This window comes from Micromonospora sp. NPDC002296 (assembly GCF_040296145.1).
Classification (GTDB): domain Bacteria; phylum Actinomycetota; class Actinomycetes; order Mycobacteriales; family Micromonosporaceae; genus Micromonospora.
The window spans coordinates 13599-36462 of sequence record NZ_JBEOWQ010000024.1; the positions used below are offsets into that span (position 1 = coordinate 13599).

General features: G+C 71.5%; 10 protein-coding genes and 1 pseudogene. 5 read left to right on the forward strand and 6 right to left on the reverse strand.

The features are described from left to right. Positions 1 to 5: 5 nt before the first annotated feature. From ABT023_RS19170 to ABT023_RS19185, 4 genes are read right to left on the reverse strand one after another with little or no spacing between them, the layout of a single operon-like run. A complete protein-coding gene (locus tag ABT023_RS19170; RefSeq protein ID WP_350887360.1) occupies positions 6 to 4322 on the reverse strand; it encodes a DUF6603 domain-containing protein in 4317 nt (1438 codons plus the stop codon). 10 nt (positions 4323 to 4332) lie between these two features. Continuing rightward, on the reverse strand, positions 4333 to 6186 hold the full coding sequence (locus ABT023_RS19175) for a ComEC/Rec2 family competence protein (RefSeq protein ID WP_350887362.1): 1854 nt from the start codon (positions 6184 to 6186) through the stop codon (positions 4333 to 4335). A gap of 31 nt (positions 6187 to 6217) precedes the next feature. Next, the gene (locus ABT023_RS19180; RefSeq protein WP_350887365.1) at positions 6218 to 9451 is read right to left on the reverse strand and encodes a LamG domain-containing protein; all 3234 of its coding nucleotides are present in this window, start codon (positions 9449 to 9451) and stop codon (positions 6218 to 6220) included. Beyond that, positions 9448 to 13656: a hypothetical protein gene (locus ABT023_RS19185; RefSeq protein WP_350887368.1), complete on the reverse strand. Its 4209-nt coding sequence runs from the start codon at positions 13654 to 13656 to the stop codon at positions 9448 to 9450. The genes ABT023_RS19180 and ABT023_RS19185 overlap by 4 nt, the downstream gene beginning before the upstream one ends. A 758-nt stretch (positions 13657 to 14414) precedes the next feature. Here ABT023_RS19185 and ABT023_RS19190 point away from each other — a divergent pair. Beyond that, positions 14415 to 17534 (forward strand): FG-GAP repeat domain-containing protein, encoded by a 3120-nt coding sequence (locus ABT023_RS19190; protein ID WP_350887371.1) that lies wholly within the window; start codon positions 14415 to 14417, stop codon positions 17532 to 17534. 218 nt (positions 17535 to 17752) lie between these two features. Further along, the gene (locus ABT023_RS19195; protein ID WP_350887374.1) at positions 17753 to 18559 is read left to right on the forward strand and encodes a helix-turn-helix transcriptional regulator; all 807 of its coding nucleotides are present in this window, start codon (positions 17753 to 17755) and stop codon (positions 18557 to 18559) included. Positions 18560 to 18583: 24 nt separating this feature from the next. Here the strand turns inward: ABT023_RS19195 and ABT023_RS19200 are convergent. Further along, positions 18584 to 18688 (reverse strand): annotated as a pseudogene (locus tag ABT023_RS19200) (DDE-type integrase/transposase/recombinase); the annotation flags it as partial. A gap of 136 nt (positions 18689 to 18824) precedes the next feature. Between ABT023_RS19200 and ABT023_RS19205 the strand changes: the two are divergent. From ABT023_RS19205 to ABT023_RS19215, 3 genes are all read left to right on the forward strand, one after another. After that, positions 18825 to 19337 carry an FBP domain-containing protein gene (locus tag ABT023_RS19205; RefSeq protein ID WP_350887483.1) on the forward strand — a complete coding sequence of 171 codons (513 nt, stop codon included), beginning with the start codon at positions 18825 to 18827 and terminating at the stop codon, positions 19335 to 19337. Further along, on the forward strand, positions 19337 to 19903 hold the full coding sequence (locus tag ABT023_RS19210; RefSeq protein WP_350887376.1) for a TetR family transcriptional regulator: 567 nt from the start codon (positions 19337 to 19339) through the stop codon (positions 19901 to 19903). Before ABT023_RS19205 ends, ABT023_RS19210 begins: the two co-directional genes overlap by 1 nt. Before the next feature lie 288 nt (positions 19904 to 20191). After that, on the forward strand, positions 20192 to 21022 hold the full coding sequence (locus ABT023_RS19215; RefSeq protein WP_350887379.1) for a hypothetical protein: 831 nt from the start codon (positions 20192 to 20194) through the stop codon (positions 21020 to 21022). On the opposite strand, the gene ABT023_RS19220 is transcribed toward ABT023_RS19215, so the two are convergent. Next, a complete protein-coding gene (locus tag ABT023_RS19220; RefSeq protein WP_350887381.1) occupies positions 20979 to 22487 on the reverse strand; it encodes a serine hydrolase domain-containing protein in 1509 nt (502 codons plus the stop codon). The two genes, ABT023_RS19215 and ABT023_RS19220, sit on opposite strands and share 44 nt — an antisense overlap. Positions 22488 to 22864: the final 377 nt, after the last annotated feature.

Genomic DNA, 22864 nt, shown 5'->3' on the forward strand with positions numbered 1-22864 from the left:
TCCCTTCACTGCCCGATCAGATTGCCGACCAGCGGCGCGACGAGGAAGGCAGCGGCGGTAGGGCCGCCGACCGTGAGCTGCTCGTCGATGTCGAGGTCGGCCAGCAGGGTGTCGCGTCCGGTGCTGCCGAGTGCGCGGCCGACGGCGTCCCGGCCCTGTTCCGCGGCGGGCCGGAAGACCTTCTCGTCCACCAGGCCGAAGGCCTGGTCGATCTGTTCCGTGCTGTATCCGGCCTGGCTGTCCGGGATGCTCTGCGGCGGGTCCACGGCGGGTAGCACCGGGGCGATCGGCGTGATCGCGAAGCCGGCGAGGCTGTCCGCGATCAGCGGGTCGGGGTCGGCCCGGGTGGTGACCGACTCCCCCCACAGCGCGCGGGGAACCCGCTTGGGCACAGGCTCGAAGGCGAACAGGTTCGTCACGTCGGTGCTGTCCCGGGTGATGGTGACGGCGTGGGTCGAGCCGAACTGGGTCGCGGGTACGTCCATCGGCGCGATTCCGAAGGTGGCGGCCGGTACCGCGCCGTCGATCCGACCGGCCCCGACGTCGTACGTCTTGGCCGGCACCACGGAATCGGTGACCAGGGTGAACCTGCGCGGGCTGAGCACCCAGTCGACGTCTCCGTCCCCGGCGCGGACCAGCCCGTCCCGCACCGCGAGGGTGCAGATCGGCTGCTCGGCGGAGTCGGCGGGCAGGAACGCGGCCTGGAACGCCGGCCAGTCGATCGGTGCCGGGCGTTGGTCGGCGCCGGCGCCGAACGAGACCTCGAAGCTGATGACGGACAGGTGCACCCGGGCCCGGCCGGAGAACTCCGGCCCCCAGATGGAGAGGTCGGCGCCGACGTCGACGGAGAGGGTGTGGGTGCCGAAGAAGTGGTACGTGTACCGCACCCCGATGCCGACGTACAGGCTCGCCTCGTAGTGGTACGGCTGCCAGCCGATCAGGAAGTCCACCCCGGCGGTGAACCAGGCGCTGAGGTTGCCGCTGTTCCAGGTGGCCGCCAGGTGCCCGCCGGCCATCAGCACCGACGGGGTGAGCGCGAAGTAGGCGTCCCCCTTGACCGACACCGCACTGTCGATCTGCCAGTTGAAGCCCAGCCGGGGCACCACCGGATAGTGGGCCGGCGGGACGAAGCCGGGGCGGTAGCCGCCGACGGTCACCACGAAGTCGCCGCCGTGCGTACCGCTGAACCAGCTGTAGAAGGCGAAGCCGCCGCTGAGATGACAGTCGCGGGAGAACAGGTACGAGGCCGAGGTGAGCTGGGCGGCCACGCCGAGAAAGCCCTCGTCCGGGATGAAGCTGGCCTTGACCGCCATCTGGATCTCGGCGATCGGCGGCACGTCCGGCGCGGCCGGCACCTTCATGGTCGACAGTCCGAGGATGTCGATCTCGAAGCGCTGGCCGAACATGAGGGTGAGCAGCGCGAACGAGTCGATCTGCTTGAACGAGGTGAACCTGATCCCGACCGCGAGGAACTGGTCGCCCTCGGACGGGGTGAGGTACGGGCGCAGGGTGCTCAACTCGGTGATCGGGTCCGGCGCCGGCGCCGGGCCGGAGCTTTCCGACATCACCTTGCTGACCAGCGGGAACTGGGCGATCTGGTCGATCGCCGGGACGCGTAGCCGGCGGTTGTAGCCGAATCCGGCGGCGACTCCGGTGACCTGGAAGAAGGCCGGGCCGCCGATCGGGTAGTCCAGGAACGCGTACACGAACAGCGAGGGGTAGCCGCCGACGTAGGCGTACGCGCCGAGCGCGGAGACGGTCAGCTCTCGGATGGTCAGCAGGGCCGAGCCCTCGTACTCGTCGTACGGCTGGCCGTCGGCACCGGTGAGCGGGACGCGGAGCAGGCCGGCGCTGACCGCGAGCGGGCCGTTGCGGTAGTCCAGCCCGAGCCCGTGCAGGTCGAACTCGGGCGCGAAGTCGTTCAGCGGCGAGCCGACCGCCAGCCCGTCCAGGGCGAAGGTCAGGCCGCCCAGGGAGATGCTCGCGTCGAGCAGGAACCAGAGCTTCTGGCGTTCGTACTGGAAACCCACCCGGTTGAGGTGCAGCGGCCCGAAGGTGCGCTGGAGGGTGAGCCACTGCGTGTTGCCTGCGGTGACCACGGGCTGGCCGCCGACCGGTGCGGGCGGGGCGGCCGGCGGGTTGCCGCCCGGCGCCGGTGACACCGGCAGGGCGAGGGGGTACGGGTCGCCGCCGAGGTTGAGCTTCGCGCCGACGGTGATCCCGGCGGGCAGGGCCGACCCGTCGGCGGCGGTGCCAGGCAGCCGGGTGATCCCGGCCGGCAGCAGGGCGTTGACCGCGGCCACGTCGGCGGCGGTGAACGCCGTGGCGGCGACGATGATCTGAAGGTCGTCCACTCCGGCCCGTTGGCCGTCGGGCAGTTCGCGGCCGACCAGCGGCAGTTGCGCGAGGTCGAGCGACGCGCCGAGGTCCAGGCCGAACAGCACCCTGCCCGGCCGGGCGGGGCTGCCCTCGGTCGCCGGGCGGGCCTGGTCCAGAAAGACGAACGCGTCCTTCAGCTCGATCTCCAGGCTGTCCGGTATCAGCGGGGCGAGGGCCGGACAGGCGTCGAGTACCGGCGCGAGCAGGGTGGTGATCTTCTGGGCGGTCCGTCTCGGCTGTGCGGTGTACGCGGCCAGCAGGGACAGCGCGCCCTGGGTGCGGGCGAAGTCGACCTCGAAGTGCAGATCCCCGATCACCGCCGTGGCCCGGGACCGGATCTCCGACGGACCGCTGTCCCGGGTGGCCACGTCGATGACCAGGGTCAGGTCGAGGTTGCCGGTGTCGCTGACCGGGAACCGGGTGTGACAGGTGAAGGTGAAGTTGCCCCGGGTGTCGAAGCGGATCAGCAGCTCGTCGATCAGCAGGTCCCGCACGGCGGCGGGCAGGGTGAAGGCGTCGAATCTGGTGCCCAGATCGGCGTGCAGGTCCGACACCCGAAGCTGCTGCCCCGGCCCGGTGGTGCCGGTGAAGACCCAGACGCCACCGCTGTCCGGCCGGCTCGCCTCGATCAGCAGTTGCGCGCCGCCGAGCGTGAGGCCGGCCCTGATCGACCCGGTGTACCCGCTGGCGTCCTTGGCGATGGTGGCGCTGAGCTGCCCGAAGGCGACCGGCCCGAGGACGAACTCGTCGTCCTCCACGGTCAGCTCCAGCTCGTACGAGCCCTCCTGCGGGTACGCGGTGAGGCCGAGTTCGGTGACCACCACGTCCGGGAATCCTTCGGCGGTGCCGAAGAAGTGCTCGAACAGCCGCTTGAGCCCGATCGTCTCGCCGTCGCCGAGGTGCCCGCCGAACTGGAATCCGGGTAGCTGGGCGGTCAGGTCGAACCGGACCCCGGCCAGCACGAGGTGACCGGCGACCGCGATGTGCCGCAGGGCCCCGGCGTGCGGGTCGAAGCCGATCTGGACCCCGTCGATGCCGATCTCGCCGAGACCGACGGCGGCCAGGCCGGTGCGCACCGAGTCCTGCAGGCTCTGCCCGCCGATCAGCCCGGCGAGGTCGGCCAGGCTCGGCAGGACGCCGTCGGCCGGGACGATGTCGAGTTCCCACGGGCCGCCGGAGCCGAAGCCCAGGCTGACCGTGAACTCGCGACCGATGAGCAGGGTGGCGTGCAGCGATGCGCCGAACCCGACCTGGGAGAAGCTGTTCGGGACGGCGGCGTGGGTGGCGACCAGGGTCACGCCGATGGACCGCAACACGAACCGGTCGGCGACCACCGGCCAGTCGACCGTGCTGTCCAGGGTCAGCACGAGCGAGGTCAGCGGGGCCTCGCCGAGCCGGGTGCGCAGTGCGAGGTCGTTGATCGTGAGGCCGGTGGCGAACGGGGTGCCCGCTGGCAGGCCGGTGGTGCCGGCCGACCCGCTGACCAGGGTGAGCAGGTCGGCGAGATCCTGCGGCGGGTGGTCGCCGGGTCGGAGCGTGCTGGCGAGCGCGCCGTCCGGGGTGAGCGAGCCGGTGACCGGCAGCGCCAGCGCGCCGACCCGCAGGGTGGCGTCGACGGTGACGCCGACCTGCGCCGGGCGGCCCTCGGCGGCCCGGGTGACGGTCAGCACGAACGCGCCGGCCTGGAAGGCGTCGGCGGCGAAGGCGCTCACCGGCCAGGCGGTTCCGACCTGGCCGGTGACGGTCAGGCGCTGCGGCCAGGCCGTGCCCGCCAGGTCGAACCGTGGCCCGGCGAGCACGGCCCGCCCACCGGGCAGGCCGGCCAGGAAGCCGGCCAGCGTCGGATCGCCCAGCAGGTCCGGCGCGAGGGCCAGCTTGCCCTGGTCGACCTGGGATTCCAGTCGGGTCTTCAGCTCGGCCAGCGAAAGGCTGGTGATGTCCATCCGTGGCCCCTCAGTGGTGAGTGATGACTCGTATGCCCGGCCCGGCCGGGCCGTTGCGGTCGTAGAAGGTGACCGTGAACCGGCCGCCGCCCGGCACCGCCGCGACCACCGCCGCGTTGGCGGCGGCACCGGCAGCGGCGGCGGGTCCGCCCCCGACACCGGCCAGGGTCGCCGCCGCCTGGGTGGCGGTCTGGGCCAGGGCCGGCGCCATCGCCGCGGCGGCCAGCGCCAGGTCGCAGGCGAGCCCGCCGGCCGCGGCGGCGACCGCGGCGGGGGCCGCGGCGGCGCCGGCACCGGTGGCCGCGGCGTAGACCGCCGGAATAACCGCGGCCATGCCGCCGGCCAGCGTGGCGACGGCGGTACCGGCGGCCACGGCCGGGGCGGCGGCCCCTGCGGCGCCGAGCCCACCGAGCACGCCGGTGATGACGGTGGTGACCAGGGCGGCGCGCGGGCCGGTCGCGACCAGCCGGTGCATCGCGTTGGCCACCAGCGGCGCAGGCACGGCGAGCCCGGTCGCGTTCGCCGTGGCGAGGATCGTTTCCGCCAGCGTGACGGCCCACAGCCCTCGGGCGTCCCGGTCGGCCTGCACCTGGGAGACGTCGACCCGGAGGTTGCCCCGGACTGGCGGGACCGGTCTGCCTGCGGTGTGCGAGGTCGGCCCGCCGCGTGACTGCGGCGGCACCAGGAGCGTGCCCGGGACCTGGTAGCCGGTCAGGTAGCTCGGCACCGCCCGCCCGGGCGGCGCAGGTGCCGGCGGCGCCGGGGTGGCCCCGGCGTACCCCTCCAGGATGCCGACGGTCCGGTCGGCCGGGTGGGAGAACTGGTTCCTGGTGCCGCAGGAGATCATCACGACCTCCGGTCGCATCCGGTCCACGAAGGCGCGGCTGGTCGCGGTGTTGGCCCCGTGATGGCTGGCCTTGACGATGTGCACCCGCTGGGCGACCGAGTCCGCCGGGTTGAGGTACGCCGAGACGTTCTGCTCCTGCATCGACTCGATGTCCCCGCCGATGTAGTACCGGAAGTTGCCGAACCGCACCTCGAAGGCGAGGCTCTTCTCGTTCTTGGCCTGCTCGGGCGGGGTGAGCATGCCGCCGCTGCGGTAGGTGGCGGTCGCGGCGCCGTTGCGGACGAACCGGTTCGCCGCGAGGCAGGTGATGGTCGGTGGCGGCGCGCCCGGCGTGGGCGAGTTGAGCGGCTCGCCGGCCGCGTCGGTCCAGAGGATCTCCCGGCCGACCAGCCAGTACGGGTGCCACCAGTTCGCGAGGGTGAACGGGGCGATCACGGCTCCGCCCGGCGCGACCAGGGCCGGTGGCGGTGCGATCGCCGCGTTCCCCCCCAACGGGACCGGCACGCCCCCGCCGAACATGACCGGTGGGGTCCGCACGCCGGGCACCGGCCCGGCGAACAACCACTGTGCCGCACGCTGTTTGTGCACCGGTGTGGTGTCGCTGGCCACGTTGCGGGTCACCCGGGTACGGCCCGCCTGCCTCGCGATCGCGTTGACGTAGAGCAGGTAGGGATCCTCGTCGGCGTTGGCCGGCTCGCCCTGGTCGAAGATGAGCACGTTGTCGTAGAGCTGCGTGTTGCGCCGCGCCAGCAGCCCCCTGACACCGCCCATGTGGTCCGCGTCGTAGTGGGTCACCACCATCACGTCGAGATCATCGGTGCCGGCCGCGAACTCGGGCACGGCGGCGGTCAGGTAGGCGTCTATCCGCGCGGCGTGGCCGAGCCGGCCGCCGTCGATCAGCACGGTCCGGATCTGCGCGGCGTGCCCGCCGCCGACGCCGTCGTCGCGGGCGACGATCAGGGTCGAGTCGCCCGATCCGATCAGATCGATGTGGTGGATCTCCAGGCTCCAGGTCATCGGTGCCACTCCCTCCGGTGTCCCACGCGGCTCACGACTTGCCGATCAGGTAGCGGGCGAGCACCTTGTAGACGCTGTTGGTGGCGAAGCCGCTCTGGCTGACCTGGGCCTGGATGTCGTTGCCGACGACGGCGACGCCGGCGTTGTAGATGCTCCGCGCGCCGGTCTTGCGGTACGGCTGGGCCAGCACCTCGACCTTCGGGGCCTCGGTCCACTCCCGGTAGACGACGTACTCGACCCGGGTCAGCAGCCGGTGGGTGTTCGAGTTGGTGTCGTGTATCAGCACGGTCAGCTCCAGCCACGACGTGCAGTGGTTGGTCAGGTTGTAGAGCTGGTGGCTGCGGCTCTCGCCGTCGTTCATCCGGCCGTTGAACAGCATCGTCATCAGGCCGACCGGTGCGCCGTCCGCGCTGATGTTCGTCGAGCCGTGCACGGTCAGCCGGGAACGCGGGTCGGCGTGCCCGAGCGCCATGTTGCCGTCCGGGTTCACGTGGATCGCGTCGACGATCCTCCCCTGGGTCTGGGTGCGCAGGCGCATGCCCAGCGACGTCCGGCCCGAGTCGTCCCGGGCCTGCACGAACGCCGTACCGTCGCGGCCGTCGCCGTCGTAGGAGTAGAGCCGGACGTCGCCGTGCCCGTAGTAGCCGCCGTCCACGTGCAGCTTGGCCTTCGGGTTCGGGGCGCCGACCCCGACGTTGCCGGCCGGTTGCAGGATCACGTGGTCGTCCGGGTCGTTGCTGGTCCCGACGATCAGCCGGGCGCTCTCGCCGGCACCGCCGGCCGCCGCAGCGTCCTGGTACTGGATGAAGCCGTAGTCGCTGCCCCGGTTGACCCGGCTGCGGAACACGATGCTGCTGGCGCCGCCGCCGTTGTCGTGGTCGATCAGCAACGAGCCGCTGTTCGGGCCGTGCCCGGTGCCGGTCGTCTCCTGCACGTGCAGCGGGGCGGCCGGGCTGCTGGTGCCCACGCCGACGTACGAGCCGTTGGCCACCAGCGGGCCCTTGACCACCGGGCAGATGAACTGGCCGTCCTGGTAGCCGGGAACGTTCTCGTAGCGCAGGTAGAGGTTGGCCGGCCCGGAGGGCAGGGAGGAGCGGATCCGGGCCAGCGGGATCTCCACGATCTCCCGCAGGTCCAGGCTGGTCTTGCTGATCGGGGTCAGGACCAGCTCGGTCGCCTCGCCCTCGACCGAGGTCCGTTCCACCTGCCAGCCCGTGCGTATCGCGGCGTTCGCCGGGATGTCGACGTCCTTCAGGTCGTTCCCGGTGCCCAGCGCCCACGGCCGGTCCAGGGTGGCCCGGGTGGTCGGCTCGTGGTCGAAGGCGATGCGCAACCGGGTCGGGCTCTGGCTGGTGTCGCGCGGGGCGAGCGGGATCGGCCCGTCGGAGGCGAGGTTGGCCACGTGCAGCACCAGCATCGACTCGGAGCGGCTGTCGTTGAGCACGGAGTTGCCGCCGGTGAAGCCGGCGTGCAGCGGGATCTCCGGCTTGCCGAGCCGGTTGACGATCTTCAGGGTGCGCCGGCGGTGGCCCTCCAACGCGGTGGTCTGGCCGGCGTACCGCAACTGCCGGTAGTGCAACTCGACCCGGGTGGCGCGGGTGCCGCCGGCCACGTCCGCGATCGCGTGTTCGAGGGTGAGGTGCCAGGCCCGGCCCTGCTCCAGGGTGCGGCCCTTGGTGCTGGCCAGGTAGAAGACGACGGTCTGGTTCTCGGACACCGGCTTGCTGATCTGCCACCCGTCGGCGGCGACCCGGACCAGTTGTTGCGGCTTGGCCGGATCGAGGCAGGGCGCGGCCAGCGTGCCGGCCCGGAACCGCAGCGCCAGGTGGTGGTTGGTCGCGGTCGGCGCGGTGGTGATCGGATCCAGCAGGACCGGCTGGTCGGCGCTGTTGGTGATCTCCAGGAAGAGTTGGTGGCCGGTCGGGTCGCTGTCGATCGGCAGTACCGTCTCGTCGTCGCCGTCGAGCAGGTCGAAGACGAGCGGGTGGCTGCGCCGGACCGAGGTGACGGCGGACTGGTCCGCCGCCATGCCGCGCTGGATCGCCTCGGCGGGCAACGCCGCCCGGAAGATCCGCAGGTGGGCCAGGCTGCCCTTGAACCGGTAGCCGGACGCCGCACCGTCGAGGTCGCCGGCGAGCAGCAGCGGGGAGATGCTGACCACCGGGGCGCCACCGGTCGGACCGGTCGCGGCGAGCACGCCGTTGATGTACGTGGTCGCGGTCGTACCGTCGTTGGTGATCGCGACGTGGTTCCACGCGTTCCAGGCGATGCTGCCCGGCGGGGTGTCCGGGGCGCCGGTGTTCCAGTTGCCGCCGGCATTGAACCGGTGGTGGATGTGACCGGCGTGGTTCAGCCAGATGTTGAAGTTGCGGCCGGGCTTGCCGACGATGCCCTGCCAGGGGGTGGCCGCCGGGCCGTCCGGCTTGAGCCAGATCGACACGGTGTACGCACCGAGCCGCAACGCCTCGGCCTCGGGCATGGTCAGCATCTCGTTCGTCCCGTCGAACCGCAGGGAACGTCCGAAGACCTCGTCGAGCACGGTCGAGGGGGTGCCGGTCGCGCGGGCGGCGAGGGTGGAGCCTGCGGCGTCCACCGCCGCGTTGTCGCGCAGCTCGTCCAACGGCAGGTGCAGTACGAGTTTCGCCAGGTCGACCTGCATGGTCTGGCGGATCTGGTCCTCGGTCAGCGCCCGCCGGTGGATCCGCAGCGAACCGATCCGGCCCTGGAAGTAGGTGCCGGTCTTCCGGCCGCCGATCCACGCACCGGTCAGGTTGACCTCGGCCGTCTTCGCGTACTGCCGGGTCTCGGTGAGCTTGCCGTCGACGTACAGGGAGATCCGCTGGTCCCGGCGGCTGTAGCTGACCGCCAGGTGATACCAGCGGTTCGCCGTGAACGCGTACCCGAAGATCTGGTCCCCCGGCTCGCCGCCGGTCAGGTTCACCTTCAACCTGGTGCCGACGAACTCGATCAGGAGGTTGCCGGTCGGCCAGTCGGCGCAGGCGAGCACCGTGCGGGTCCGGTCCAGCACGTCGGCGCGGACCCACAGCTGGACGGTCACCGAGTCGGTGCGGCCCAACGGCGGGATCTCCACGTAGTCGGTGGTCCCGTTGAACTGGTAGCACCGGCCCAGGGTCGGATCGGCCACCGGCTGCGAACTGCCCCGGGCCGTACCGTTGTTGCCGTTGCCGGAGCTGTCGACGACCGTGCGCCTGTCGTCCTGGGTGAGGGTCAGGTGCAGGGCCAGCCCGCGGTCCAGAGCGGTCATCGTGTCCTCGCATCGTCGCTGCCCGCCCGCGCCGGGCGGAGGGTGAGCCAGCCTTCCCGGATTTCCTGGGGGCCGGTGAACAGGGCGTCGGCGCGCATCGCGGCGATGCCCGACTGGTACAGGTCGAAGATCAGCCCGATCCGGGCGGCGAGCCCGGCGAACGGTCCGTCCAGTTCCGGCGGCGCGGCCCGGTTCTCGGCCGGGGCGTCCACCACCGCGCCCGGTCGCTGGTCGGCCGGCACGATCCTGGCCCGGATCGGCTCGCCGTCCAGCGGCGTCAGCCAACCGGTCTCCGGCCGGACCAGGTGCGCCCAGACGTCCGCCGCCGCCGGCAGCGCCGCGCCGAGCCGGGCCGGGGTGACCGGGGCGGCCGGCGCCGCACCGGTCGCCGGGTCGATGCCGAGCACCGCGTCGGCCCACTGCTCCAGGCCGGCGAGGTCACCGGGCAGGGTGGCGCTCCTACGCTGCGCCGGCGCCAGCACGGTCGCACCACCCGCGTCGGCCGGCACCAGCCACCGGGTCCGCGGGTCGAGCAGTTCGGTCCACACCGCCGCCGCGGTGGGGAAGTGGGCCAGGAAGGCGGTCCGGGTGATGGTGGCGTCAGCCTCGGTCTCGACCCACACCGGCCCGTTCGGCGCCGGCTCGGTCGCCAGCCAGGACCAGCGGTACCCCGGCTCCTCGCCGAGCGAGATCCGGACCTGGTCACGCGGGGTGAGCAGCGGCGCGGTCAGGAAGGTGACCTCGATCGCGGCCAGCGCGGCGGTGAACTGGTCCGGCGGGATGTCGATCACCTTGGTGGGCAGCACGCCGCTGCTCGCGTGCACCTTGCCCCGGGGATCGACCAGCAGGGTCAGCTCCTCGGGCGGGTCGTCGACCGCCTGCCCGACCAGGGCGGCCGGGCTGTCGTACGACACGATCCGGGCATGGTCGGACGGCTCGTCCAGCGCGGCGTAGAACGTGTTGTCGGCGTACCCGCCCCCGGTCTCCTTCCAGAAGCCCAGCAGGCCGTCGTCGAACTGGTCCCGGGCGCCGATCCGGACCGGGAACCGGACCCGGGTGAAACCCTGCGAGTCCCGGGTGCCCCGGCGCAGGTCCTGGTCGAAGGAGGGCCAGCTCTGGCTGACCGCCGGCAGCCCGCACAGCTCCAGGTTCACCCTCGCCCGGACCACCGCGACCGGGCGACCGAACAGCAGCCCGAGGCCCTGCTGCTGGGCGGCGTTCTCCGGCGCGACGGTGTCCAGCGCCGACTCGATCACGTCCAGGAACTTCGCCATGAAGGCCGCCTGCCCGGTGTCCGGAGCGCCCGGCTTTCGGGTGAGCTGGGCGGCGACCCGGCGCAGGTGCGGGTTCATTCCGGCGAAGGCCGGGTCGTGGACCTGGGCGGGGCTCACCGGGGCGGTCGCGCCCGGCGCCGGCTCCCAGCTCGCGGACTGGTCCACCTGCCCCAGGGCCACGCCGCTCCGGTCGTAGAACATCAGGCTGTCGTCGAGATGGTTGGGCAGGATCCAGCCGCAGATCGGGGTGCTGACCGCGTGCGCGCCGGCCTCGACGTGGTCGGCGTCGGCGGCCAGCCAGCGCAGGTTCAGCCGGGCCGGCTGGACCAGCCGGGGCGGCAGTCCGATCCAGGTGGTGTTGTCCGGCTCGGCCAGCGGCTCCGGCCGGACCAGCCGGTCCCAGGAGAGGTCACGTACCTGCCCGAAGCTGTCCACCAGGCGCAGCCGGCGGATCTGTAGCGCGCCGGCCCGGATCGGGTTGAAGTCGTCCATCGGCATCGGCGCGCTGTGGTTGCCGCGCTGCACCGCCGCCCGTACCCGCCGGGTGAAGTCCGCGTCGTCGGCGAAGGCCAGCGGGTCGGCGACCGGTAGCTGCATGGTCTGCCGGTGGGCCAGCAGCGCCTCGTTGAACCCGCTCAGCGCCTGCGACAGCGCGGCGAAGTCGGGGCCGAGCCGCCGGTACGCGGCCACCACGTTGGCGACCGGGTCGTCCGGCCCGGCCGGGCGGTACCGCTGGGCGTACCAGGTGACCACCTGGTCGATGTCCTGGAGCAGGAAGTCGGCGGTCCGGTCCTCCTCGGCGATCTGCACCGCCGCGAAGAACTGCTCGTGATCGCGGTGCAGCACCAGGTCGACCAGGTACCGGCCGATGACCGTACGCATCTGCTCGGCGGCGAACGAGGTGAGGATGCTGCTGCCGCTGTAGAACCGGGCGCCGACCGCGAGGTGCTGCCGGTCGTCGCGCAGGGCCAGCTCGACCGAGTTGCCGTCCAGGTGGTAGTTGGTGTTGATGTAGTCCGGGTCGTAGGCGCCGTCGCGGTTGGCCTGCTCGGCCCGGGGGAAGAACTCCACCTCCCAGTCCAGCAGCACCGGGTGCCAGGGTTGCCGCCGCCAGAGCGTGAAGCCGACCGTCTCGCGCCCGGCGGCCACCGCACCGGCGAGTTCCCGCCACACCGCGTCGACGGCCTGCCAGAGCGCCTCCGGTCTGGCGAAGTCCACCTCGGGCAGCAGGCGGGTGTCGAGCATGTCGTCCGGCCGCAGCCGGTGGTCCTGGCCGTAGCGGGTGGAGGGGCGTACCACGTCACCGGCCAGCAGCAGCACCGGTTCGGTGGGCTGGTAGTAGCGCGGGCCGGCCACCTTGCGCAGCGTGTAGCCGGCCCGGTCCGTGTCGGTGGCCCGCTCGGCCAGGCTCCGGCGGATCTGTTCGGCGGCCTGGTGCCGCTGCTGGTCGAGCCGGGCGGCGGCGACCACCTGCTCGTCCAGGGTCGCGAGGTCCGACTCGATCAGCACCCGGACCGTGTCGGCGTCCGGATAGTCGTCCACCTCGTCGTGCGGCGGGTAGCTGCACAGCAGGTACTTGTACCAGTCGGAGAAAATCTGGCGGCGGGTCGACTCGATCCGCTGCCGGGTCCGGTCGTACGCGTCCTGGAGGTGGTTCAGCTCGGCGAGCGCGGTGGAGACGTCAGGCGGCAGGTCGGCGAGGTCCTGCTCGGCCGTGGCGTCGGCGGTGCCGGTCGCGAGCTGCGAGCTGACCGTCCAGCGGGACTCGCCGTCGACCGGCCGGAAGGTCCGCTCGTGGTACGCCTCGGCGAGCTTCGCGTTGGTGTCCAGCACCCGCTGCTGCGCCCCGGTCAGCTCCAGCAGGGCGGCGAGTTGCCGCTCGACGGCGGCGGCCTGGTCCGGCCCGGTCGCGTCCGCGTCCGCCAGGTACGCGGCGAGCGCCTCGGCACCGCTGTTGCCGACCGCGAGGGTCAGGCCGGGAGCCTCGGTGGTGTTGGTCGGGGCGAACCGCAGCCGGGCGTGACAGGCGACCCGCTCGGGCGGGATGTTGCCGAGGGCGGTGGCGGCGGCGTCGTCCAGCAGTTGCCCGACCCGCTCCGCCGCGCCCTGGAACGGCGTGCTCAGCAACCGTCCCGCGCGCCAGCTGGTGATCGTGGCCAGCGCCGTCCGGTCGTCCACCGGTGCCAGCCAGTCCCGGGCCAACAGCTCCCGCCAGAGTTGATCGGGATCCGTGGATATTGCACGCAATTGGTCCTTGGTGACGGTGACCCGGGGGGTCCAGCCGTATTCCTCGGCCAATCTCTGAAGCAGCGGACCGGGCGCGACCACAGCCGGCGAGGCCGGTTCGAGTTCGGTGCTGAGTTGGCGGACCAGTCGCCCCATACAGTCGTTACCGGACGCCCGGTACCAGCCGATCACGTCATACTGCAGATCCGGGCCGAGCGGTCCCGGCTCGGGATCATGGAAACCGAACACGCTGCGGCAGTTCGGATAGATGGCGGCAAAGGCCGGGTGGCCGTATCCGGCTGCGGTCAGCTCGTCGAGATATTCCGGCACCCGCCCAGCGTCGCGGCCCGGATCGAGCCACTGGGCCAGCGGCATGGACCGCCCCAGGAACCGGAAGGGGTGGATTTCGGAATCGTCCAGATGGGCAGGCACCGGGAAGGCTATGGCGCCCGACAGTGCTCCCTCACCGGCTGGGTGCAGGTAGTCGCTCTCCACCACCCAGCGCCGCTCGACCACGCTGTCTCCGCTGGCGGCAAGCCTGCTGCGGGTCACCAGCCAGCGGGTCGGCACGGCAGGGAAGGCGGTGCCGTCCGCCGTGTGTTCCCCCCTCGTCAAGGCGTCCGGCAGTGCCCAGTGCAGATGCACGCCGGCCTTCAGAATGAGATTCTGATCGTGGAACGGCGTCGCGACAATCGATTCGCTCAAATAGGCGACCTCGGGATTGATGTCGCGGGTTCCGTCGAAATAGGGCAGTTTTGAGAAATCTGCCACGCCCTCGGTGACCGCGAGATCTCCGGTGAGATGCAGCGCATCGAGGTGAATCGGGACAAGCAGTGCCGACCCCATACCACTCCGTTCGGGTTCTGGGATGCGGGATGACGTGGGAATACCGCGCGGCGCGACCGGCGGGCAGGCGCTTACGGCCCCCGAACCCTAGCGACCGGTGGCACCGCGCAGGAAGCCCCGCGCGCTGTCCAGGAACTGACGGGTGCCTGATTTTCGGAGATGTCGAATCAGCCCCGTCGATTGCTCCCGGCACGGGGGAATCGTCGGTGCTAGGTCGACCGGGCCGGGGTGTGCCGCGTTCCGGCAGGGTGGGCACGGTCCGGGTCGATCTCATTCGACGGGTAGCCGTCGATCCGCCGTGTCCGCTGACGGCGACCGCCGATTCCGTGCCGGCCATCGATGAGTCGGAAACCTGACCCGGCAATCGCTCGCTGCGCTGTCAGGCTCGTTCGGTAGGGCGGATGAGGACGGCGCGGATCGGATGACTCGGGATTCCTTGGCGAGTACCAGAAAGGGCCGAAGGACCGCACCTCATCGCGCGGGTGCTGCACCTGCTGGCGTCCACCCGCCCGTGTAACGGAATCAACCGTTCGGCGGCGAATCCGTCGAAGATCATCGAGCTAGGCTGCCCGCATCTGGGCGCTTTCCGCGCCGCACCCACCCTCAGGAGGTCCGCTGTGGGCCGCAGTCTTCCCGCCGGCGCCCTGGTGACGGCGCTCATCCTGGGCCTGCTGGTCGCCCCGGCCGCCCCGGCCACCGCCGAAACCGGCACCGCACCACGTGAGATCGCCGTGTTCCCGGAGGGCGAGGCGACCGTCCCGGCGCACGAGGCGGTCATCTTCGCCGGGGTCACCGGCTTCCTGCACCGCCACAACATCTCCACCCAATACCTCTGGACCCGCTACGACACGGGCGAGACGGTAGTGGTCAACGACCTGGCGGGCCTCGCCCCGTCGGCGCTGAAGCCGGCCGGTGGCGACTTCGTCTCCACCCGGTCCCAGGTGCCGGCGAAGCCGGCGCCCGGCAGGGTGAGCGTGCTCGACCTGTCGGACCAGAGCTGGCAGCAGTGGGCCGTACCCGGCGGCATGAACGGCTATACCGTGCTCGGCCTCTACGGCCACACCGCTATCGCGAGCAAGTGGGCGGGCGGCGGGCCGGTCGGGCCCGAGTTGCTCACCTTCGCCGCCGACGGCACCATCGCCAGCAGCACTCCGGTCGCCGTGCCCGACGGCGCTCGCCCCGGCAGCGTGAGCCTCGCCGTCGCCGGTGACCTGACATCCGCCGTCATCGGGTACGAGTCCTCTTCCGGCCTACTCGACTTCGCCAGCGCCCGGATCGTCCCGATCCCCGGGGCCCCGGCCAGCAATCTCGGCAGCATCGTCTGGCGACTCACCGGCGACACGCTCGGATGGGCGTCCTACTCGACCAACGGCGGCACCTACTGGCTGCACTCGCGAAGCGGCCTGACCGACGGCACGAACACCCAGCCCCGGAAGATCTCCGTCCCCTACGACACCGTCGAGCGGTCGGTGATCGTCGGCGAGGGCCTGGTCACCTCGGAACGCGCCAGCGGGTGGGGCGCCAACCGCTACCCGGCGATCGCCGTGCCCGCCGACGGCGGCGCCCGGACGAACGTGCTGCCGCGGATCGACTCGGAGAACACCGCGCTGGTCCAGGCCCCGGACGGCACCGCCCTGGTGGTCGGCGGCACGGGCGCCCGGGACTGGGCGGTGCGGCGGATCACCGCACAGCCGGGACAGACGCCCACCACCACGCCCCTGCTCCCGGTTCGGGACCCGGGAAAGAACGCCGGCCTGCTCTACCACCAGGGGCTGGTCCGGCACGTGCAGAGCGAAATCGTCGGTGGCACCGGGGCGATGCAGTACGCGATCCACAACTACCCGATCGTCGACGACGGCTCGGTCAGGGCCGGCGGAGTCGCCTTCCGGTACACCCCCGTGGCCTGCGCGCCGAACACCGCGTGCGTGCACCTGGCGGAGGACAGCCCGGAGGGTGTCTTCTACCTAACTCCGGGCACCGACGGCCGGCCGGACACCCTGCACAACTTCCGGGAGTTTCCCTCCAGCGACAGCCCCGAGGAGCTGTCCACCCACAACGGCCGGGTCGTCGACGTCGGCAACCGCTACATCCTGGTGAACGACGGCGCGGCGAACGACCAGTACCTCGTCGACCGCGCCCACGCACAGAAGACCCGGCTCGGGGCGATCACCGGTGCCGCCCTCTGGTTCGACACCCTGTGGCGGGCCACCGACACGGCTGGCCAGATCAAGGCGACCGACATGCGGACCGACACCGCCAGGACGATCTCCACCGGCGCCGGATGTGTGCCGACCGAGTTGCAGACCAGCACCCGTTGGCTCTACTGGTCGTGCGGGGCCGCCGGGCCGGCCGGGGTCTACGACCTCCAGGACGACCGGAACCTCAGCGTGCCGGCCGGGCCCGTGATGGTGGGCGACGGCTTCCTGGTCCGACATGAGAACGAGGCGCTCCAGCTCACCGACTTCCACGACGGCACGGTGCGGGCGCCGGTGAAGCTCGCCGGCCTGCCGGCAGGCGTCCCGGCCGACGGCCGTCGGGTCTCCTGGGCGGTCGACCGGCACGGCTCCGGGGTCGCCTACGTCGACGCGGGCAATGCCGTGCACGTCCTCGACACCGGCGTGCCGGCCAACCCACCGCAGGTGGGCACCCTGGAGACGAACAACGTCGTGAACCCCCGGTCGGGGGGAGTCCCGTGGTACGGGTCCTTCGGACTGACCCGGCCCCTCACCGGCTGGGAGCTGACCGTCACCCGCAAGTGGAACGGTGAAGTGGTCAACCGGCGGGCCGGCGGCCTCACCCGGGAGCACATCACGACCTCCTGGGACGGCAACCTCGCCCCGGGCAAGCCGGCGCTGAACGGGCCTTACCTGTGGACCCTCACCGGCACCGCCGACGGCACCGCCCCGGCGACGCTCGGCTCCGGCGCGTTCTTTGTCGGCTGCGGCACCTTCCCGTTCCGGGGTTACGACTGCTACGGCGGCCCCGGGCTGCTCGGCGTCAAGGCCGACGGCAGGGGCCACTGGTACGGCACACGCCAGGACGGCACCGTCCCCGGCCGGCTCTACGACAACGGGTACACCGACGACTGGTGTCTGGACTGCGGATCGGCACGTACCTCGGCACTGGTGCCGTTCGGCGACTTCGACGGCGACGCGCTGCCCGACCTGCTGGTCCGCGACGGCAACGGCACCCTGAAGGCGCACCTCGGCATCGGCCAGTTGCACTTCGGCGGCCGGGCCACCAAGAGTCTCGGTGCCGGGTGGATGATGTACAAGTCCATCCTCGCGCCGGGCGACCTGAACAGCGACGGGCACGACGACATCCTCGGCGTCGACGCCGACGGCAAGCTGTGGCTCTACACGACCACCGGCAAGGGCGGCATCAACCCCCGCGTCCAGGTGGGCTCCGGCTGGAACATCTACACCCGGGCCATCGGCGCCGGCGACCTCAACGGTGACGGCCACGGCGACCTGCTCGGCATCGACAGCACCGGAACCATGTACCGGTACTTCAGCAACGGCAGGACGGGCTGGAGCGGACGGGTCATGCTCGGCTCCGGCTGGAGCACCTACAACGCGGTGATCCCGATCGGCGACCTCAACGAGGACGGCCGCAACGACGTGGTCGCCCGGGACGCCAACGGGGTGCTCTGGCACTACGCCGGCCTCGGCAATGGTTCCTTCGCCGCCCGCGTCCAGGCCGGCACCGGCTGGAACATGTACAAAGTCATCATTTGAGCCAACCCACCGACCGCCCCCGGACGCCATCACGCGACCGGGGGCGGTTCGCCTTCGCGCGGCGGGAATGGATACCCGGGGGGTACGCTGTCATGGGTCGTACGCGGCGGCAGTGAAGGCAGGTGGCGTGGGCGTAACCGGCGACCATCAATCCCGCCCCCCACACCTCCGCCGCCGCCCTGCTCCGGGCCATCTTCGGTTTCGACGGACTCAAACCGATGACCGAAGCCGCGCACACCGCCGTCGAGCAGGAAACCGACCCCACCAGCCCTTGGTACGCCATGGCCCGCACCGCCCTCGGCTGCGCTCACTACCTCGGCGACAAGTCGCACGCAGCCCTCGAACCCCTCCGCTGTGCGACGGGCAGCCAAGCCGCCGCCCCCATGGTGCGTACCCTCGCCGCCGGAGTGCTCGCGCTCGCGCAACACCATCTGGGCCAGCACGAGAAGGCTGCGGCCACCGCCGCCGCCGCGGGAGAGCTGGCCGAGCACTTCGGCCTGCAACAGGCGCCGCAGGCCAACATGGCCTACATCGCCCAAGCCGTCGTCGCCATCCATCGGGGCGAGCACGACCGCGCACAAACCCTGCTCGAGATGACCCTCGCACCACGGCGGCGCACTCCCGGGATGAGCCCTTGGCCCACCCTCTGCGGTCTGACCCAATTGGCCGAGCTGTACCTGAACACCGGCGATCACCTGAGTGCCACCGCGTGCATCACCGAGGCCCGCGCCTTGATCGACGAGTTTCCCGACCCGCACAGCCCCCTGCTCGAACTCCTCGACCGACTCGACCGGTACCCCCGCCCGGCACAGCAGGCCACCCGCCAACCCACCACGCTCACCGCCCAGGAACACGCCCTGCTACGGCTGCTACCCGCACCGATGACCCTGCCGCAGATCGCGGCGCACCGGCACGTCAGCCTCAACACCATCAAGACCCAGACCCGCGCCATCTACCGCAAACTCGGCGCCGCCCACCGGACCGCCGCCGTCACCACGGCCCGTCGCCACGGACTCATTCCCTGACCCCCTGCTGCACCGCGTGGTGCGGGCTCGGTGGAAGAACCGCCGGGCCGCAGCGGCGTCCCGACGTGCCGAGACGAGTACGTCGATGACCTGCCCGTACTGGTCGGCGGCCCGGTAGACGTACCGCCAAACCCGTTGATTCCGACGTAGGCCCCGTCTTCGGACGACGGTGGGCCGCACCGGAAATCGTTGGACGAGGAACTTGTATCGACTTACAATTTGTATTCTCGTACAGGTTAGACCAGGAGGTGACGCCGTGCGGGCCATGAGCCGGGACGAGGTGCGGGGTGCGATCGCGAACCTGGACGCGGCCGGGAGCAAGGTGCGTCTGCCGGCCTGGTTCGACGAGGTCGCGTGGGACAAGCTCGACTACCTCGGGTGGCGAGATCCCCGAGCGCCACTGCGCGCCTACCTGGTCACCGACATCGACGGCACGGCGTCGGGCGCAATGCTCCGCCAGAATCCGACCCGGGCTGAGCTCGGCGGGCGGGCGGTCATGTGCTCGCTGTGCCACTTCATGCGCCGCTTCAACGAGGTCGCCCTCTTCGCCGCGCCGCGCCCCTCTGCGGACAAGCGCCAGCGGCTGAGCACGCTCGGCATCCTCGTATGCACCGACCTCGACTGCGCTACGAAGGTGCACAGCGCGCCCCTGCTCGGGCCGCTCGACCCACCGATCGACGAGATCATTCAGGCGCGCAGGGAGGGGCTGCGGGCGCGTACCGTCTCGTTCCTACGCTCGGTGTCGAGCACTCCGCGAAGCGTACGAGGGAGGGGATGATGGCGTACCTGGCGCGTGCCGAGCGGCGCCGCTCGATCGTGGAGGCGGCGGCCGCCGTGGTCGAGCGCGACGGCCTGAGCGCGGTGACGGCCAGAATCGTGGCGGACGAGCTTGGCGGATCGCAGGGCCAGATCCACCATCACTTCGCGTCGACCGACGAGCTCGCCGGGGAGGCCTGGCGGCACTACGCCGCGCAGCAGATCGATGAGTACGAGCACGAGGTCGACGGCCTCGACGCGTACGACGCGCTCGTGCTCTTCTTCGCCGACCTCGTCAGCACCGACGGGGACGGGCACGCGCTTGCGCGGTGGGCCGAGGCGAACGCGCACGCGCAGCAGCGTCCCCTCGTCGCGAGGAGCTACGTCGAGACGCTCACCCGGCTGACCGACGTCCTCGCCTCGGTCCTGGCCGGGGACTCCGACGCCGCGCATGCGCGAACGGCCGCCTGGCGGATCCTCATGCTTGGGGTCGGGCTCGCCGGGCTCACCCGCATCACCGAGGACTCACCCGTGCCGGCCCGTGACGTCATGCTGTCGGCGATCCGGGCAGAGACGGGCCGACGCTGACCCGCACCCATCCTTGCGGGCCGCCGCGCTGACCTCCCGGCCGGCGGAGGCGGACGGGCCTAGTCCGATGATCTCCGTCAACTCGGCGAGGTCGCCGGCGATCTGGTGATCACGAGTCGCACCAACCATGATCACTGATTTGACCGGTAGCTATCGACTGACTTGTTCGGTGGTGCTGGTGGGTGTGAGCGGCCATGATCGAGATAGGCATTGTCGCGCCAGAAGATCATGGACGCGGCCATCCCGCTCGGACGGCCGTCGTACCCAACCCTGAACTGAGGAGACCTCTTGGACACGGAGATGTGGAGCCTGCTCCGGGAAGGTGATGGCGGGCAGGACCTCGTACTCACCGTCGACTTCGGCGGGGCCAGGCCGGAGGCCGGGTTCGTGGACCTGGCCGCCCGGCTGCCGTCCGGCTGCACCGTGCTGGCCACCCGGCCGCCGGACCGCGTCATCGACGACCCGGTCGACGCCGTTCGGCAGGTCGACGCCTGGCGGGACGCGGCCATCGCCACCGGTGCGCGGATCTCGGCGGTGATCGGATACTGCTCCGGCGCGACCGTGGCCACCCGTCTGGCGCACGACTTCACCGCCCACGGACACCCGGTCAGCCTGGTGCTGGTCGATCCTGCGGTGGCGACCCACGAACTGCTCCTGGAGGCGTACCGCAGCTCGATCGAATCGCTGGTGGCGGCGCTCGACCAGCCGCCGGCCAGCGGCGATGAGGTGTCCGGCCCGGTGCCGGGAGGGGCCGCCCTGGTGGGCCTGGCCCGGCGTCTCGGTGACAGCTACGTCCGGACCCTCGGCCAGGTCGGCCGGGAGTTGGACCTGGACGACGAACTCGTCGACGACCTCGCCGTCCGGTTCCAGCGCTACCTGTCGTACCTGGTGGTGGCCGCTCTCGCCGAGCTGCCGACGCCGGCCACCGCGCCGCGGCTCCCGGTGCTGACCGTCATGTCCGCCACGCACCCCGAGGACGTCTTCCCGGCGGTCGGCGACCGCCGGGTCCGGTTCGACGTTCCCCGCACCGACCTGCTCGCGGACGCCAGAGCCGGTCGGCTGTTGGCGGAGTTCATCACCGGGCGGTCGGTGACGCCAGCCCCAGTTCCCGGTAGATAGCGTCACTGACCCGGTGCCAGATGGATCTGCCCGCCACGAAGCCGGGCAGTCCGTTGCCGTTGAAGGCCACCACCAGCTCGTGTTCCGGGTCGACGTATGCCATCGGCGACGACCCGTGGCCCTGGTGACCGAACGTGCGGGGGCTGGTGTGTGACCCGTAGTACGCGTGCTCCTCCCCGTGCCGTCTGCTTTCCAGCGTCAGGCCCAACCCGAAGTCGATGAGGGGGGCCTCCCCGAAGAAGCTCGGTCGCTGCGGTCGGATCATCTGCTGGACGGTCGGTGCGTCCAGCAGGCCATCATGCCCGGCACTCCACGCGTCGCCGACCGCATGGTGGCAGAGCAGCTCGTAGAACCGGGCCATGCTGCGGGCGCTGGCCCACAGCCCCTCACCCGGATGCCGGGTCGTGTGGACCAGGCCGCTGGCCAGCAACCGCCGGGTGTTGGCAGCGGTCTCCACCTCCTGCGGGCTGCTGAGCTCCGCCGCCCTGTGCCGGTGGTAGGTGCCCACCTGGCCGCCGAGCGCCCGCAGCTCGTCGGTCGAGAAACCAAAGTGGTACGTCGTGCCGAGCGGACCGGCGATCTCGTCGGTCACGAACCTGTCGAAGTCCCGGCCGTCCAGCTGCCGGACCACCTCGGACAGCACCAGCCAGCCGATGGCCGAGGAGAGGTACGACGGCTGCTGGCCGGGCACGTCGTCCGGGTGCAGCCGGGCCGCGAGAGCTCCCTGGACCGCCCGCGTGTAGCCCACGGAGTAAGGGTCGGCGCTGCGCGGGTCGTCGGTGAGCAGTCGCCCCGAGGAGTGGGTGAGCAGGTGCCGGAGGGTGATCGCGGCCTTGCCGTCGGTGCCGAACGCCGGCAGGTAGGTCGCCACCGGCTCGTTCGGGTCGAGTGACCCGCGACGCCACAACTCACACAGGGCCGCCGCGAGTAGCGGCTTGCCACCGCTGAACCAGGGCAGGGCGTCGTCGGGCCCCAACGGCGTGCCGTCCTCGCGGTGGCCGGCCACCCGGTCGTGCACCGGCTTGCCGGCGATCGAGACGTAGAGCTGGATGCCGAGGTGTCGGACCTCCCCGATCGCCTCGGCGATCGCCCGGTCCAGCCCACCGGTCGTCGACCTGGATGCCGGCCGGTCCGCCGGCTCGTCCCGGCGGTACTCGGCGCGCAGGACGGTCAGCCGTTCGGCGAACCGGCGCGGGGTGGGCGCCGAGATGAGCGTGTCCAGTGGAACCGGGATGCCGAGCGTCCGGCGTACCCGTTGGAGAAGCTGGATCGCCAGCAGCGACTGGCCGCCGGAGACGAAGAAGTCGGCGTCCACCGGCAGCTCGGGCTGGCTGAGCAGTTCCCGCCAGAGAGCGAGCATGTCGGCCAGGAGCGGACTGCCGGGGTCGACCGGCTGCGACTCGACCGGAAGGTGTCGACGCGGGGACTCGTGGCCGAGCCGTTCGTCCGTCTCGCTTTCCTGCATCCTGGTCCTCTCGAACGATGGACAGCGCACCTCAGGCGCAAGATTCGCCTGGCAGCGACGCGGCGTCCGATGCTGGCCGGCCCTTCGGGCGGCGGACCCGTCCCGCTGGTCGCGCCGGCCATCGTAGCCCTCGGGGGACAGGTGGTCGCAGCCATGGTGGCGACGTGACGGCTCCGGGCCGCGGTCACTCGGCGTAGCGATGGCTGTGCAGTTCGGATCGGTGCCGGCGACCGGCCGCCGGGGTCGGCACGGCACTCTGGGTGCCCTTGATCACCCGACCGACTCCTGCTAGCGTCGGGGCCGCATCAGACATCAACTGTGTTGCATGTGCTAATTGTGGCTACAGATAGTGACCACGGGAGATGTGGCGATGTGAC